Source organism: Mycobacterium sp. E3339 (assembly GCF_001666915.1).
In the GTDB taxonomy this organism is placed as follows: Bacteria; Actinomycetota; Actinomycetes; order Mycobacteriales; family Mycobacteriaceae; genus Mycobacterium.
The window spans coordinates 19,290-34,394 of the sequence record NZ_LZIZ01000179.1; the positions used below are offsets into that span (position 1 = coordinate 19,290).

Consider the following 15,105-nt stretch of genomic DNA (forward strand, 5'->3'; position numbering starts at 1 on the left):
CGAGTCTATCAGCGGCTGTCATGTCCGCTGAAATCGCAGGCCAGCGGCCGCCCGCTTGACAACATACAACCAATTGGTTGTATGTTGTCTCGGTGACCGTAGACGAGGAGGACCGGGTAGACGCCCTGTTCCACGCGCTCGCCGACCGAACCCGGCGCGACATCATGCGCCGGACGCTGGCCGGGGAGCACTCGGTTTCCAGGCTTGCGTGCAAGTACGACATGAGTTTTGCGGCGGTGCAGAAGCACGTCGTCGTGCTCGAAAAGGCCGGCCTGATAACCAAACGCCGCAGCGGCCGCGAGCAGCTGGCCAGCGGTGACGTGGCCGCCGTGCGCTCGGTGGCGGCCATGCTCACCGAGCTCGAACTCGTGTGGCGCGGTCGCATCGCTCGCATCGACGAGCTCATCTCATCCGACCCCAATTCGTCCGAACCCAAGGAGGACTGAACCATGCCCGTGACCGGTGTCCAGCACGATCCCGAGAGCCTGACGCTGACCATCACCGCGGAGTTCGCCGCACCGGTGGAGCGCATCTGGCAGGTCTACGCCGATCCCCGCCAGCTGGAGAAGGTGTGGGGACCGCCGTCCTGCCCGGCGACCGTCGTCGACCACAGCCTCACGCCCGGAAGCCGCACGACGTACTTCATGACCGGCCCGGACGGCGAGAAATACGCCGGCTACTGGCAGATCACCGCCGTCGACGCGCCCCGGAGCTTCTCCTTCGACGACGGCTTCGCCGACTCGGACTTCAACCCGAACCCGGGGCTGCCGGTCTCCAAGCACGTGTACACCTTCGCCGCGCACAACGGCGGCACTCGCGCGACCTACGTGAGCACGTATGAGTCCGCCGAGGCGCTGCAGCAGGTGCTGGACATGGGCGTGGTCGAGGGCGCCACGTCGGCCATCAACCAGATCGACGATCTGGTCGCCGCCTGAGCCGCGGGTCAGTCGGCGAGCAGTCCGCGGGCGCGGTCGGTGTCCTTGCCCATCGCGTCGATCAGGTCCTTCACCGAGTCGAACCGCTTCTGCCCGCGGATGCGTGCGACGAAGTCCAGCGCAACGTATTGGCCGTACAGGTCGGCGTCGGTGTCCAGGACGAACGCCTCGACGGTGCGGGTGCGGCCGGAGAAGGTGGGGTTGGTGCCGACGGACACCGCGGCCTGGTAGCGCTCGCCGGGGACGACGGTGCCGGTCACCGGCCCGTGCCCGAGCAGGGTGAACCAGGCGGCGTACACGCCGTCGGCCGGGATGGCCGAGTACATCGGCGGCGCCACGTTGGCGGTCGGGAAGCCCAGCTCCATGCCCCGGCCCTCGCCCCGCACGACCACACCCTCGACGCGGTGCGGGCGGCCCAGCGCGTCGGCGGCCGCCACCACGTCGCCGGCGTCGACGCAGGACCGGATGTAGGTGGAGGAGAATGTCACCGTCTCGTTGCTGTGGTGTTCGGACAGCAGCGACATCGACTCCACGGCGAACCCGAAGCGTTCACCGGCGCGCCGCAGGGTCTCGACGTTGCCGGCGGCCTTCTTGCCGAAGGTGAAGTTCTCCCCCACCACCACTTCGACCACGTGCAGGTGCTCCACCAGCAGCTCGTGGACGTAGCGCTCCGGGGTGAGCTTCATGAAATCGCTGGTGAACGGCATCACCAGGAAGACGTCGATGCCCAGCTCCTCGACCAGCTCGGCGCGCCGCGTCAGCGTCGTCAGCTGCGCCGGGTGGCTGCCCGGGTAGACCACTTCCATCGGGTGCGGGTCGAACGTCATCAGCACGGTCGGCACGTTGCGCGCGCGGCCGGCCTTAACCGCATGCGCGATGAGCTCCGCGTGGCCCCGGTGCACGCCATCGAATACGCCGATGGTGAGCACGCATCTGCCCCAGTCCGTGGGAATCTCATCCTGGCCGCGCCACCGCTGCACGATGGTTAGCCTACGGCGCCCGGCGATCCGCCGGGAGATCCGTACGGACGAGGGTGGCGAGGAGCACACGACCAGGCCCGGGTTGCCTAAACTTTCTCGTTGTGAAGGCTGACGAAGAGCGTGGCGGTCTCACCGCGGTCGGCCAGGACTACCTCAAAGCGATCTGGAACGCCCAGGAGTGGTCGGTGGAGAAGGTCAGCACCAAGATGCTGGCCGAGAAGATCGGGGTGTCGGCCAGCACCGCGTCGGAGTCGATTCGCAAACTCGCCGAGCAGGGCCTGGTCGACCACGAGAAGTACGGCGCCGTGAGCCTGACCGAGGCCGGCCGGCGGGCGGCGCTGGCGATGGTGCGCCGGCATCGACTGCTGGAAACGTTCCTGGTCAACGAGCTCGGCTACGGCTGGGACGAGGTGCACGACGAGGCCGAGGTGCTCGAGCATGCGGTGTCCGACCGGCTGGTCGCCCGCATCGACGCCAAGCTGGGGTTCCCACAACGCGACCCGCACGGCGACCCGATCCCGGCCTCGGACGGGCAGGTGCCCACACCGCCGGCCCGCCAGCTGTGGGCGTGCGACGAGGGGGACGCCGGGACGGTCGCCCGCATCTCCGATGCCGACCCGCAGATGCTGCGCTACTTCGCCGACGTCGGGATCAACCTGGACTCGCGGCTACGGGTGCTGACCCGGCGCGAGTTCGCCGGGATGATCTCGGTGGCCATCTCCGCCGGCGACGGCGCGGAGACGACCGTCGATCTGGGCAGCCCGGCCGCGCGGGCGATCTGGGTGGTCTAGCTAGCGGCGATCGCAAGCGCGGCGAAGCCGGGCGCTGCGGGTCGCCGCCATTGGGCTAGCTCGTCAGCGGTCGGCGCGCTGATACGCGGTGACAACGGCCGCGCCGCCCAGCCCGATGTTGTGCTGCAGCGCGGCGTTGACGCCCTCGACCTGGCGCTTGTCGGCGGCGCCGCGCAGCTGCCACGTCAGCTCGGCGCACTGCGCCAGCCCGGTCGCGCCCAGCGGGTGACCCTTCGAGATCAAACCGCCCGAGGGGTTGACCACCCAGCGCCCGCCGTAGGTGGTGTCGCCGTTGTCGATCAGCTTGGGCGCCTCCCCCGGGCCGCACAGCCCCAGCGCCTCGTACAGCAGCAGCTCGTTGGCCGAGAAGCAGTCGTGCAGCTCGATCACTCCGAAGTCCTCGGGGCCCAGCCCGGATTGTTCGTAAACCTGTTGTGCGGCTTGGACATTCATGTCGTAGCCGATCAGGTTCTTGGCACTGCCGTCGAAGGTGGAGGCGAAGTCGGTGGTCATGGCCTGCCCGACGATCTCCACCGCGCGGCCGGCCAGCCCGTGGCGATCGACGAAGCCCTCCGAGGCCAGGATCGCCGCGCCGGAGCCGTCGGAGGTGGGCGAGCACTGCAGCTTGGTCAGCGGGTCGGAGATCATCCGCGCCGCCAGGATGTCGTCGAGCGTGTAGGACTCCTGGAACTGCGCGAACGGGTTGTTGACCGAGTGCTTGTGGTTCTTGTAGCCGATCTTGGCGAAATGCTCTGCGGTGCTGCCGTATTGGCGCATGTGCTCACGGCCGGCCGCGCCGAACATCCACGGCGCGACGGGCATGGCGAACTCGTCGATCTCGGCCATGGCCTTGACGTGGCGGCCCATCGGCGACTCGCGGTCCTGGGCGCCCCCGCTGAGCGGGCCGGGCTGCATCTTCTCGAAGCCGAGCGCGATGGCGCAGTCGACGATGCCGCCGCGGATGGCCTGCGCCGCCAGGAACAGCGCGGTCGAACCGGTCGAGCAGTTGTTGTTGACGTTGACGATCGGGATGCCGGTCATGCCCAGCTCGTAGAGCGCCCGCTGCCCGGACGTGGAATCACCGGCGACGTAGCCGACGTAGCCCTGCTGCACCTCGCGGTAATCGATCTCCGCGTCGGCCAGCGCGTTGGTGCCGGACTCGCGCGCCATGTCGGGGTAGTCCCAGCCTTCCCGACGGCCCGGTTTCTCGAACTTCGTCATGCCGACGCCGACGACGTAAACCTTGTTAGACATCTTTGTCCCTTTCCACAGGCCGCGACTTCCGGTCAGCCTATTCCTCGAGCGTCGCCGGGCGGATCACCACCACCGATTTGGTCTTCGCACCCTCGTCGCGCAGCAGCGCAATCACCTTGCCGTCGGCGTCGCAGGCGGCGTAGACCCCGGCGACGCCCGCAGGCGCGAGCGGCCGGCCGTTGGCCGTCGCCTCGGCCTCCTCGGCGGTCAGGTCGCGCCGCGGGAAGATCAGCAAGCACGCCTCGTCCAGCGTCAGGGACAGCCCGGGCGCCTCGGCCAGCTCGTCGAGCGTGCGGGCCCGCTCCAGGGTGAAACGGCCGACCCGCGTGCGCCGCAACGCCGTCAGGTGCCCACCCACAGCGAGCGCGGCGCCGACGTCGCGGGCGAGCGCCCGAATGTAGGTGCCCGACGAGCAGTCGACCTCCACGTCGACGTCGACCAACCGACCGTCGAATCGGACGTCGCGCACCTCGAACCGGTCGATGCGCACCGGCCGGGCCTCGAGTTCGACGGCCTGTCCCTCGCGCACCAGCCGGTAGGCGCGCCGGCCGGCCAACTTGATCGCGCTGACCGCCGACGGCACCTGCTCGATGTCACCGCGCAGGGCGGCGACCGCTTCGGTGATCGCCTCGCGCGTCAGGTGCGCGGCCGAAACACTATGCAGCACTTCCCCTTCGGCGTCCTCGGTGGACGTGGTCTGGCCGAGCCGGATGGTGGCGGCATAGGACTTGGAGGCCGCCGTCAACAGGCCCAGGATCTTGGTGGCGCGGCCGACGCCGACCACCAGCACGCCGGTGGCCATCGGATCCAGCGTCCCCGCGTGGCCCACCCGGCGGGTGGCGAAGATGCGACGGCAGCGGCCCACCACGTCGTGACTGGTCATCCCGGCCGGCTTGTCAACGACGACCAGCCCAGGACCGGGCGCCGGACCGCTCGGGCTCGGGGTCATAGCACGATGGCGGTCAGCACCAGTCCGCGCTCGACCGACCACCGGCCCCGCAGCGCGGTCAGCGGTTCGCCATCGGGGGCCTGGCCGTCGATCAGGATCTTGGACACGAACACCCCGGTGGTCGCGCCGTCGGGCGGGTCGAGGTCGAACACGATGTGGGCATCCTCGAAACCCAGCCAGCGCTTGGTCAACGGGAACCAGGCCTTGTACGTTGCCTCCTTGGCGCAGAACAGGATTCGGTCCCAGTGCAGGCCTACGGGCAACGACGCCAGCTCGTGGCGCTCCTCCGGCAGGCTGATCGCGTTCAGCACGCCGTCGGGCAACACGTCGTGCGGTTCGGCGTCGATGCCCACCGAGCGCACCGCTTCGGTGCGGCCCACGACCGCACCGCGGTAGCCGGTGCAATGGGTCAGGCTGCCCACCACGCCGTCGGGCCAGCACGGTTCGCCCTTCTCGCCCTTGAGGATCGGCACCGGCGGCAGGCCGAGCTCGCCCATCGCGACGCGTGCGCAGTGCCTGACGGTGATGAACTCGCTGCGCCGCTTGGCGACCGACCTGGCGATCAGCGGCTCCTCTTCGGGCAGCGGGGCCAGCTCGGGCGGATCGGAATACAGCTCGGAATAAGCCAATTCGTCCACGTCCGGGAGCACCGAGGAGACCAGCTTTTCCTCGGTCATCGGGATTGCCGCTGCCGCAACCGTTCCCGGAACTGCGCGGCCTGCTGCCGCATCTCGGGAGTGATCTCGAAGTGGCCGCCGAAGTCGTTGAGGTAACCCGGCGCGTATTGCGGGTCGGGCAGCACCTGGCGCAGCCAGCTGTGCGGCTTGCGGCGCCGCCACTCGCGCGGGTAGCCCACCGACACCTCCTCGAAGCGCACGTCGTCGTACCAGGTGGTGCGCGGGATGTGCAGGTGGCCGTAGACCGAGCAGACGGCGTTGTAGCGGGTGTGCCAGTCGGCGGTCTTGGTGGTTCCGCACCACAGCGAGAACTCCGGGTAGAACAGCGCGTCGCAGGGCTCGCGGACCAACGGGAAATGGTTGACCAGGACGGTCGGCGTCATCCAGTCGAGTTGCTCGAGCCGGGCCCGCGTGCTGGCGAGCCGCTCCCGGCACCAGGCCTCCCGGGTCGGATAGGGCTCCGACGAGAGCAGGAATTCGTCGGTGGCCACCACGTTGCGCTCCCGCGCGATGGTCAGGCCCTCGGCTTTGCTGGTCGCCCCCTCGGGCAAGAAGCTGTAGTCGTAGAGCAAGAACATCGGCACGATCGTCGCCGGGCCGCCCCGCTCGGTCCACACCGGGAACGGATGCTCGGGCGTGACGACGCCCATCTCGTCGCACATGTGGACGAGGTAGTCGTAGCGGGCCTTGCCGAAGATCTGCACCGGGTCCCGCGTCGTGGTCCACAACTCGTGGTTGCCGGGCACCCAGATCACCTTGGCGAATCGCCGGCGCAGCAGGTCAAGGGCCCACCGGATCTCGTCGGTGCGTTCGGCGACGTCGCCGGCGACGATCAGCCAGTCGTCGGGCGAGGACGGGTGCAGCGATTCGGTGACCGGCTTGTTGCCCAGGTGGCCGGTGTGCAGGTCGGAGACGGCCCACAGCGTCGGTTGCCCCCCGTTGGGCGATTCGTGCCCCGCATTTTGACCAGCCACGATTAACCAGACTAATAACCCGCGACCGCGGGCCGGTCGGGACGGGGCCTTGCCCGCGGCATTAGAACGTGTTCTTGTTTCCCTGTGACCGTGCCAACCCGACTTGTACACTCCCGGCAAGGAGCGCCGAGCCGTCAGGGGGTGTCGTGTTCGCCAAGGTGCGTCTGATCGGGGCGGTCGGTGCCCTGATCGCAGCGGCCGTCGCAGGCACCGTGGGGTGGCACGGCGCCGCGCCGGCGAGCGGCGGGCCGGTCGAGCTGCGCTCGACCGCGGCTCCGATGGAAACCACGATGAAGAGCCCGATCGTGGCCACCACCGACCCGCGCCCCTTCGACGCGTGCGAGGACATCCCGTTCGATGCGCTGCAGCGGCTCGGGCTGGCGTTTACCCCGCCGGAACACGAAGACGGCCTGCGCTGCCACTTCGATGCGGGCAACTATCAGGTGGCGGTCGAACCCATCATCTGGCGCACTTACGAGGAGACGCTGCCCCCCGACGCCGTCGAGACCACCATCGCCGGCCACCGCGCCGCCCAGTACTGGGTGCTCAAGCCGACCTATCACAACAGCTACTGGTATTACTCCTGCATGGTCGTGTTCAAGACCAGCTACGGCGTGCTGCAGCAGGCGCTCTACTACTCGACCGTCTACTCCAACCCCGAGGTGGACTGCATGTCCACCAACCTGCAGCGCGCCAACGACCTGGCGCCGTACTACAAGTTCTGACGGCCGGCCGGGCCTTAGCCTGGGCACCGTGAGTATCACCTCGACGCGACCCGCCCAGCCCGCGCTGCACGCCCTGCGCCACGTCGGCGGCAAGGCCCTCGGCCGGCTGCTGGGCCTGCCGCCCGCCACGACCGACTACACCGTGCAACGCCTCCGGGTGCCCATGCGCGACGGGGTCGACCTGGTGGCCGACCACTACGCGCCGAACACCGCGTCGCCCGCCGGCACCCTGCTGGTCCGCGGGCCCTACGGACGCGCGTTCCCGTTCTCCCTGGTGTACGGCGCGCTGTACGCGGCGCGCGGCTACCACGTGGTGCTGCAGAGCGTGCGCGGCACGTTCGGATCGGGCGGGGAATTCGAGCCGATGGCCAACGAGGTCGCCGACGGCGCCGACACCGCGGCCTGGCTCCGCGAGCAGACCTGGTTCACCGGGCGCTTCGCCACCATCGGGCTGTCGTACCTCGGCTACACCCAGTGGGCGCTGCTGACCGATCCACCGCCGGAGCTGGCCGCGGCCGTCATCACCGTGGGGCCGCACGACTTCAACGAATCCACTTGGGGCACCGGCTCGTTCGCGATCAACGACTTCCTGGGCTGGAGCGACATGGTTGCCCACCAGGAGGACCCGGTGCGCGTCCGGTCGGCGCTGCGCCAGCTGCGCGTCCGGCGCGACGTGGCGCGGGCGGCCCTAGGGCTGCCGGTGGGCGAGTCGGCCCGGGCGCTGCTCGGGGCGGGTGCGCCGTGGTTCGAGTCGTGGCTCGAGCACACCGACCGCGACGATCCGTTCTGGGACGCGCTGCGCTGCGGCGACGCGCTGGACCGCGTCGACGTGCCGGTGCTGCTGATCAGCGGCTGGCAGGACATCTTCGTGCGGCAGACGCTGCAGCAGTACCGCCGGCTGCGGGCCCGCGGCGTGGACGTCGCGCTCACCATGGGCCCGTGGACCCACGCCCAGATGCTCACCAGCGGGCTGAGCACCGGCGCGCGGGAGACGCTCGATTGGCTGGGCACCCACCTGGGCGGGGCACCCGCCCGGCGCCCGAGCCGGGTGCATGTCTGTGTCACCGGCCAGGGTTGGCGCAACGTCGCCGACTGGCCGCCCGCCACCGCCGAGCGCGCGCTTTACCTGCGGCCCGGCGGCCACCTGGGCGAGACGGCGCCGACGGGCCTGCCGCGGCTGGCGCCGGCGACCTTCCGCTACGACCCCGCCGACCCGACGCCCACCACGGGCGGCCCGTTGCTGTCGCCGGACGGCGGTTACCGCGACGACAGCCGGCTCGCGACGCGCGACGACGTGCTGGCCTTCACCAGCCTCACCCTCACCCACGACCTGTGCGTCTACGGCAGCCCGGTCGTCGAGCTGGTGCACGGCGCCGACACGCCCAACGTCGACCTGTTCGTCCGGGTGAGCGAGGTCGACGCCAACGGCCGGTCCAAGAACGTCAGCGAGGGCTACCGGCGGCTGGACAACGCCGTCAAGAGCTCGAAGAAATCCGTCCGGGTCGAACTCGACGGCACCGCCCACCGCTTCCGCGCCGGGTCGCGCATCCGCGTGCTGATCGCCGGTGCCTGGTTTCCCCGCTACGCGCGCAACCTGGGCACCGACGAGCCGATCCTGACCGGCCGACAGTCCAGGCCGGCCACCCACACCGTGCGCTACGGCCGTTCCCGGCTGCTGCTGCCCGTCGGCCCGCCGGACCTGTCAGCCAACGGCTCCGCGGACGCGGGCGGCGACCTCGGTTAGGGCCGCGCCGTCGCAAACCGGCGGCGCCAGCGGCGGCCGCACCGGCAGCTCCACCCAGCTCTTGCAGCCGCCGTATTCGGGTGTACGGGTGATCGTCACCGGCTCGGCGAAGGGGTGAACGGACACCACCAGCACGGCGAGCTTGTGCTTCGGGCGGAAGTCGAGCCGGTCGGCGCGCACCGATTCGGCCGTCCAGATGTGCAGGTCCTCTATCGAGCCAAGGCCGTCGGGCCGGTTAACCGCCACGGCCGCAACGACTTTCGCGGCCGCCCTGAGCACGAGACGATCCTCGGTGCTGTCGGCGGCGGCCGCCTCCAGCAGGTCGCGATGCTCGGGCCGCACCCGCTCGAAGTGGCTGTGCGCGACCGTCGGGAACAGCAGGAACTCGCTGGCGGCCAGTCCCCCGCGAGCGGGCGGTACCCCCACGAAGCGCTTCTCCCCGATTCCGCCCTTGCGCAGCAGCACCTTCTGGCGACTGTCCAGCAGGGCGCGCACGACGGCGCTCCACTCCTTGAGCGCGGGCGTCGTGGTTCCGGTGGTGGCCGTTCGGGTCATTGCGCCCCGGCCAGCCGGGCGATAACCTCCGGCCGGCGCAGCGGCGGAACGGTCTTCGGCGGCTGGCGCCGCGGGGGCAGCGCCGCCAACAACCGCGTCGTCGTCTCGGTGACCTCGGCGACGGCGGCCTCGAACGCTTCGGCGTTCGTCGCGGTGGGTCGGGTGATCCCGCTGACCTTGCGCACGTATTGGCGCGCGGCGGCCGCGATCTCTTCGGCGGTGGCCGCCGGATCCAGCCCGCGCAGCTCGGTGATGTTCCTGCACATGGGATCCACGATAGGCGCCGCGAGCCACCCTCTACGGTGAACGCATGACCGATGACATCCTGCTGATCGAAACCGACGAGCGGGTGCGCACGCTGACCCTGAACCGGCCGCAGGCTCGCAACGCGCTGTCCTCGGCGCTGCGGGACCGGTTCTTCGGGGCCCTGGCCGACGCGGAAACCGATGACGACGTCGACGTCGTCATCGTCACCGGCACAGATCCCGTGTTCTGCGCGGGACTGGATCTCAAGGAGCTGGGCGGGTCCTCGGCGCTGCCGGACATCTCCCCGCGGTGGCCACCGCTGAGCAAGCCGGTGATCGGTGCGATCAACGGCGCCGCGGTCACCGGCGGCCTGGAGCTGGCGCTCTACTGCGACATCCTGATCGCCTCGGAGAACGCCCGATTCGCCGACACGCACGCCCGCGTCGGCCTGTTGCCCACGTGGGGGCTCAGCGTGCGGCTGCCCCAGAAGGTGGGCGTCGGCCTGGCCCGCCGGATGAGCATGACCGGGGACTACCTGTCCGCCGCCGATGCGCTGCGCGCCGGGCTGGTGACCGAGGTGGTGGCGCACGAGGCGCTGTTGAGCACGGCCCGCCAGGTGGCCGCCTCCATCGTCGGCAACAACCAGGACGCGGTGCGCGCGCTGCTGTCGTCCTATCACCGGATCGACGACGCGCAGACCAGCGGCGGGCTGTGGCTCGAGGCGATGGCCGCCCGCCAGTTCCGGACCAGCGGAGACGACATCGCGGCCAACCGCGAGGCGGTGCTGCAGCGCGGCCGGGCCCAGGTGCGTTGACCGGCCGAACCGATGACGCAAACCCAGCGGCGCGGGCGAGCGACCGCGGACACCGTCGCGACCGTGCTGCTCTTCGTCGTGCAGCTGGTTGTCAGTGCCGGGGCATTCGCCTTGGCATTGTTGTCCTCGATGTGGTTGATGCTGCCGATATGCAGCGATAACTGCGACAGCCCCGACGTCACCCACTTCGTCCACCGCACCTTCGCCGGGACGGTCGTCATCGTCGCCGGGATCGCCGTGGGGCTGGTGGTGTCATGCGTCGGGGCGCTGGTCGCGGGCGCTCGCCGGCGCGCCGGGATGTGGAAGTGGCCGGCATTGGGCCTGGTCACGGCCCTCGGGTCGGTTCTTATCGCCGCTGGTTTATGGGCGAACTGAGGGCAACCCATACGATCAGCTGATGCGTGCGGTCGTCGACGTCACCGTGAGGGTCCTGGTGGGCGCTCTGGCGTTCGCGTTCGCGGCCGTGGGGCCGGCGTTGCCCCGCGCGGCCGCGCTGCCACCGCCGGGCTTTCCCAGCCTGGACGGTTTCGCCCCCGTCCCGGCGGACGGCTACGTGACCAGCTCCGGGCCGGACACCCCGCCCCGCATCAGCTTCTCCACCCCGTACTCCCTGGCCTGCGACTTCTACGGCGGGCCGGCGCCGGCGCCGCAGCCGTCGCAGGACATCAAGTGCAAGGGCGACATGCCCGGCATCGACGACGTCCCGGTCCTCGGCGGGCGCCCGCACCCGGGCGATTGCCTGGTGGGCTCCGCCGACTTCAAGGGACCCGGCTACCAGCTGAGCCGCATGTCCTTCGGCGGCTGCGACGGCAACCCAACCGCGCTGGCGCCCGGCGGCAAGTTGCTCGGCGCCGGTCAGAAGTTGACCCACCTGAACGTCACGTGCGCCGTCGGGGCCGACAACCTGGTCGCCTGCCTGGACACCACCAGTGGGGACCACGGGTTCGTGCTGCAGCGCTCGGGCAGCTGGGCGTTCTAGCCCAGGGCAATCAGCCCAGCGCGCCGAGCAACGACGCCACCGCGTCGTCGATCGGGCCGCTCGTCGAGTAGCCGGCGGCCAGCCGGTGGCCGCCGCCGCCGAAGGCGGACGCGACCGCCGCCAGGTCCACGTCGGCCTTGGCCCGCATTGACACCGACCACTGTTGCGGGTCGACCTCCTTGAACACCGCGGCCACCTCGGCCTGCTGCGTGGTGCGCACGATGTCGACGATGCTTTCCACTTCCTCGGCCCGCGAGGTGACCCAATCCTGGTGCCCCACAACGGCATAAACCAGGCCGCGGCCGCCGACCGCGTCGGGCAGCAGGTGCGCCGAGCCCAGCACGCGGGACAGCAGCGGCAGCCAGGTGAACGGGTGGCTGTCCATCAGCGTTCGGCTGATCTCGGCGTTGTCGACGCCGGTATCCACCAGCCGGGCCGCCAGCCGAAGCGCGCGGGCGCTGGCCCAGCGGAAGGATCCGGTGTCGGTCGTCAGGCCGGCGTAGATGCAGTGCGCCACGTCCGGGTCGATCGGCTTGTCCCACGCGTCGAGGATGTCGGCGATCATCATCGTGGTCGAATCAGCCGACACGTCAACGAAGTTGGCGGTGCCGAACAGTTGGTTGCTGGCGTGGTGGTCGATCACCAGCACCTCGCGGCCGGGGCCGGCCAGATCGCTCAGCGCGCCCAACCGCTTGACGCTCGGAACGTCAACGGTGACAACCAGATCCACGTCGCGCCGCATCGCCTCCGCGCCGACCAGCAGCGAGCACCCGGGCAGGGACGCCAGGGAGTCGGGCAGCAGCGCGGGCTCGGCGAAACCGACCTCGACGCTCTTGCCGCACTTGTCCAGGACCAAAGCCAGGGCCAAACCCGCGCCGATGGTGTCGGCGTCGGGGTGCACGTGGGCGACCACCGCGACGGTCTCGGCGCCGGAGAGCAATTCGACCGCGCCGTGGGCGTCGACGCGTGCCCCGGCTCCCGCGGCGCGGGACAGCTCAGTCTTCGCGTCGGTCGTCGTCACCGTTGTCCTTATACACCTCGCTTGGCCCGCTGTCGCGGTATGGGTCGGCCTCCCCGGCCGGCTTGGCCCCCGAGCGAACCCGCGCCAGGTCGGCGTCCGCCGCGCGGGCGCGCGCCAGCAGCTCGTCCATCCGCTGCACGGTGTCCAGCGTGGTGTCGCGGGTGAAGGTCAGCGTGGGCGTGAAGCGCACACCGGTGCCCGCCCCCACCATCGTGCGCAGCGCACCCTTGGCGCGTTCCAGCGCAGCCGACGCGGCGGCGTAGTCCGGCTCGTCGTCCAGGGTGCGACCCATCACGGTGTAGAACACCGTCGCATCGTGCAGGTCCGCGGTGACCTTCGTGTCGACGATGGTCACCCCGTCCAGCCCGGGATCCTTGATCTCGAACTCGATCGCCGAGGCGACGATCGTGTTGATGCGTTTGGCCAGACGGCGCGCCCGGGCGGGGTCAGGCATGCCGACCGCCCATCAGGAGCGCTCCTTCTCGACGAGCTCGTAGGACTCGATGATGTCGCCTTCCTTGATGTCGGAGTAGCCCAGCGTCATACCGCACTCGAAGCCCTCGCGGACCTCAGTCACGTCGTCCTTCTCCCGCCGCAGCGAGGTGATCGTCAGGTTGTCGGCGACCACGATGTTGTCCCGCAGCAGCCGGGCCTTCGCATTGCGGCGCACCACACCCGAGCTGATCATGCAGCCGGCGATGATGCCGACCTTCGAGGACCGGAAGATCGCGCGGATCTCGGCGCGCCCCAGCTGGCTCTCCTCGTAGATGGGCTTGAGCATGCCGCGCAGGGCCTTCTCGATGTCGTCGATCGCCTGGTAGATCACCGAGTAGTAGCGGATCTCGACACCCTCGCGGTTGGCCAGCTCCGTCGCCTTGCCCTCGGCGCGCACGTTGAAGCCGATGATCACCGCGTCCGACGCCGACGCCAGGTTGACGTTGGTTTCGGTGATGCCACCGACACCGCGGTCGATGACGCGCAGCTCCACCTCGTCGTCGACCTGGATGCCCATCAGGGCCTCCTCGAGCGCCTCGACCGTACCGGCGTTGTCGCCCTTGAGGATCAAGTTCAGCTGGCTGGTTTCCTTCAGCGCCGAGTCCAGGTCCTCCAGGCTGATCCGCTTACGGGACCGGGCCGCCAGCGCGTTGCGCTTGCGGGCGCTGCGCCGGTCGGCGATCTGGCGGGCGATGCGGTCCTCGTCGACGACCAGGAAGTTGTCGCCGGCGCCGGGCACCGAGGTGAAGCCGATGACCTGCACCGGCCGCGACGGCAGCGCCTCCTCGACGTCTTCGCCATGCTCGTCGACCATGCGGCGGACGCGGCCGTACGCGTCGCCGGCCACCACGGAGTCACCGACGCGCAGCGTGCCGCGCTGCACCAGCACGGTGGCCACCGGGCCGCGGCCGCGGTCCAGGTGCGCCTCGATCGCCACACCCTGGGCCTCCATGTCGGGGTTGGCCCGCAGGTCGAGGGCGGCGTCGGCGGTCAGCAACACCGCCTCTTCGAGTGCGGAGATGTTGGTGCCCTCCTTGGCGGAGATGTCGACGAACATCGTGTCGCCACCGAAATCCTCTGCCACCAAACCGTATTCGGTGAGCTGGCCGCGGATCTTGGCCGGGTCGGCGCCCTCCTTGTCGATCTTGTTGACGGCCACCACGATCGGCACGTCGGCCGCCTGCGCGTGGTTGATGGCCTCCACCGTCTGCGGCATGACGCCGTCGTCGGCGGCGACCACCAGGATCGCGATGTCGGTGGCCTTCGCGCCGCGGGCACGCATGGCGGTGAACGCCTCGTGACCCGGGGTGTCAATGAAGGTGATCGGCCGCTCTTCGCCGTCGAGCTCGACCGACACCTGGTAGGCGCCGATGTGCTGGGTGATGCCACCCGCCTCGGCCTCGCGCACGCTGGCGTTCCGGATGGTGTCCAGCAGCCGGGTCTTACCGTGGTCGACGTGACCCATGACGGTCACCACCGGCGGCCGGGTCTGCAGGTCTTCCTCGGTGCCCTCGTCCTCGCCATAGGTGAGGTCGAAGGATTCCAGCAGCTCGCGGTCCTCGTCCTCCGGGCTGACGACCTGGACGACGTAGTTCATCTCGCTGCCCAGCAGCTCGAGCGTCTCGTCGCCGACCGACTGGGTGGCCGTCACCATCTCGCCGAGGTTGAACAGGGCCTGCACCAGCGAGGCCGGGTTGGCGTTGATCTTGTCGGCGAAGTCCGACAGCGACGCGCCGCGGGCCAGCCGGATGGTCTCGCCGTTGCCGTGCGGCAACCGCACGCCGCCGACAACCGGCGCCTGCATGTTCTCGTACTCGGCGCGTTTCGCCCGCTTGGACTTGCGCCCGCGCCGGGGCGCACCACCGGGACGGCCGAACGCGCCGGCCGCGCCGCCGCGCTGACCGGGACGGCCACCGCCGCCACCGCCGCCGGGGCGACCGCGGAAACCGCCCGGTCCGCGACTTCC

The 15,105-nt window shown here is 70.1% G+C and carries 18 protein-coding genes; 8 read left to right on the forward strand and 10 right to left on the reverse strand.

Annotation, left to right across the window (positions count from 1 at the left end):
- Nucleotides 1–92: 92 nt before the first annotated feature.
- Both A5702_RS16260 and A5702_RS16265 read left to right on the forward strand, forming a co-directional pair.
- Nucleotides 93–446, forward strand: a complete 354-nt coding sequence (locus A5702_RS16260) for a helix-turn-helix transcriptional regulator (protein ID WP_055400347.1) — start codon at nucleotides 93–95, stop codon at nucleotides 444–446.
- Between the two features lie 3 nt (nucleotides 447–449).
- A complete protein-coding gene (locus A5702_RS16265; protein WP_055400350.1) occupies nucleotides 450–935 on the forward strand; it encodes an SRPBCC domain-containing protein in 486 nt (161 codons plus the stop codon).
- An 8-nt stretch (nucleotides 936–943) separates the two neighbouring features.
- Here the strand turns inward: A5702_RS16265 and A5702_RS16270 are convergent, their stop codons facing one another.
- Nucleotides 944–1,915, reverse strand: a complete 972-nt coding sequence (locus tag A5702_RS16270; RefSeq protein ID WP_055400351.1) for a bifunctional riboflavin kinase/FAD synthetase — start codon at nucleotides 1,913–1,915, stop codon at nucleotides 944–946.
- 101 nt (nucleotides 1,916–2,016) lie between these two features.
- Here A5702_RS16270 and mntR point away from each other — a divergent pair, with 101 nt between their 5' ends.
- The gene (gene mntR / locus A5702_RS16275) at nucleotides 2,017–2,706 is read left to right on the forward strand and encodes a manganese-binding transcriptional regulator MntR (protein WP_055400353.1); all 690 of its coding nucleotides are present in this window, start codon (nucleotides 2,017–2,019) and stop codon (nucleotides 2,704–2,706) included.
- A 63-nt stretch (nucleotides 2,707–2,769) separates the two neighbouring features.
- On the opposite strand, the gene A5702_RS16280 is transcribed toward mntR, so the two are convergent.
- The 4 genes from A5702_RS16280 to A5702_RS16295 are packed head-to-tail and all read right to left on the reverse strand — an operon-like array spanning nucleotide 2,770 to nucleotide 6,560.
- On the reverse strand, nucleotides 2,770–3,960 hold the full coding sequence (locus A5702_RS16280) for a lipid-transfer protein (RefSeq protein WP_068221912.1): 1,191 nt from the start codon (nucleotides 3,958–3,960) through the stop codon (nucleotides 2,770–2,772).
- 37 nt (nucleotides 3,961–3,997) lie between these two features.
- The gene (truB, locus tag A5702_RS16285; RefSeq protein ID WP_068221915.1) at nucleotides 3,998–4,909 is read right to left on the reverse strand and encodes a tRNA pseudouridine(55) synthase TruB; all 912 of its coding nucleotides are present in this window, start codon (nucleotides 4,907–4,909) and stop codon (nucleotides 3,998–4,000) included.
- A complete protein-coding gene (locus A5702_RS16290) occupies nucleotides 4,906–5,586 on the reverse strand; it encodes a 4'-phosphopantetheinyl transferase (protein ID WP_068221917.1) in 681 nt (226 codons plus the stop codon). Before A5702_RS16290 ends, truB begins: the two co-directional genes overlap by 4 nt.
- A complete protein-coding gene (locus tag A5702_RS16295; protein ID WP_055400361.1) occupies nucleotides 5,583–6,560 on the reverse strand; it encodes a metallophosphoesterase in 978 nt (325 codons plus the stop codon). Before A5702_RS16295 ends, A5702_RS16290 begins: the two co-directional genes overlap by 4 nt.
- Nucleotides 6,561–6,706: 146 nt before the next feature.
- Between A5702_RS16295 and A5702_RS16300 the strand changes: the two genes are divergently transcribed.
- On the forward strand, nucleotides 6,707–7,285 hold the full coding sequence (locus A5702_RS16300) for a hypothetical protein (RefSeq protein ID WP_055400363.1): 579 nt from the start codon (nucleotides 6,707–6,709) through the stop codon (nucleotides 7,283–7,285).
- A gap of 28 nt (nucleotides 7,286–7,313) precedes the next feature.
- Nucleotides 7,314–9,029: a CocE/NonD family hydrolase gene (locus tag A5702_RS16305; RefSeq protein WP_068221919.1), complete on the forward strand. Its 1,716-nt coding sequence runs from the start codon at nucleotides 7,314–7,316 to the stop codon at nucleotides 9,027–9,029.
- On the opposite strand, the gene A5702_RS16310 is transcribed toward A5702_RS16305, so the two are convergent.
- Nucleotides 8,988–9,584, reverse strand: a complete 597-nt coding sequence (locus A5702_RS16310) for a DUF1802 family protein (RefSeq protein ID WP_068221921.1) — start codon at nucleotides 9,582–9,584, stop codon at nucleotides 8,988–8,990. The genes A5702_RS16305 and A5702_RS16310 overlap by 42 nt on opposite strands.
- Nucleotides 9,581–9,850 carry a DUF2277 family protein gene (locus tag A5702_RS16315; RefSeq protein ID WP_055400370.1) on the reverse strand — a complete coding sequence of 90 codons (270 nt, stop codon included), beginning with the start codon at nucleotides 9,848–9,850 and terminating at the stop codon, nucleotides 9,581–9,583. The genes A5702_RS16310 and A5702_RS16315 overlap by 4 nt, the downstream gene beginning before the upstream one ends.
- 44 nt (nucleotides 9,851–9,894) lie before the next feature.
- Here A5702_RS16315 and A5702_RS16320 point away from each other — a divergent pair, with 44 nt between their 5' ends.
- The 3 genes from A5702_RS16320 to A5702_RS16330 are packed head-to-tail and all read left to right on the forward strand — an operon-like array spanning nucleotide 9,895 to nucleotide 11,623.
- Entirely contained in the window at nucleotides 9,895–10,644 is a 750-nt protein-coding gene (locus tag A5702_RS16320; RefSeq protein WP_055400372.1) for an enoyl-CoA hydratase, read from the forward strand.
- A gap of 12 nt (nucleotides 10,645–10,656) precedes the next feature.
- Nucleotides 10,657–11,019 carry a hypothetical protein gene (locus A5702_RS16325; RefSeq protein ID WP_068221922.1) on the forward strand — a complete coding sequence of 121 codons (363 nt, stop codon included), beginning with the start codon at nucleotides 10,657–10,659 and terminating at the stop codon, nucleotides 11,017–11,019.
- A 22-nt stretch (nucleotides 11,020–11,041) separates the two neighbouring features.
- Nucleotides 11,042–11,623 (forward strand): hypothetical protein, encoded by a 582-nt coding sequence (locus tag A5702_RS16330; protein WP_068221924.1) that lies wholly within the window; start codon nucleotides 11,042–11,044, stop codon nucleotides 11,621–11,623.
- Between the two features lie 10 nt (nucleotides 11,624–11,633).
- On the opposite strand, the gene A5702_RS16335 is transcribed toward A5702_RS16330, so the two are convergent.
- From A5702_RS16335 to infB, 3 genes are all read right to left on the reverse strand, one after another.
- Nucleotides 11,634–12,644, reverse strand: coding sequence for a bifunctional oligoribonuclease/PAP phosphatase NrnA (locus A5702_RS16335; protein WP_068221926.1), 1,011 nt, complete (start codon nucleotides 12,642–12,644; stop codon nucleotides 11,634–11,636).
- Complete coding sequence (gene rbfA / locus A5702_RS16340) at nucleotides 12,619–13,098, reverse strand: 30S ribosome-binding factor RbfA (RefSeq protein WP_055400380.1); 480 nt, start codon at nucleotides 13,096–13,098, stop codon at nucleotides 12,619–12,621. Before rbfA ends, A5702_RS16335 begins: the two co-directional genes overlap by 26 nt.
- Nucleotides 13,099–13,110: 12 nt before the next feature.
- The coding region (gene infB, locus A5702_RS16345; protein ID WP_082956087.1) for a translation initiation factor IF-2 at nucleotides 13,111–15,105 on the reverse strand (1,995 nt) is incomplete at its 5' end.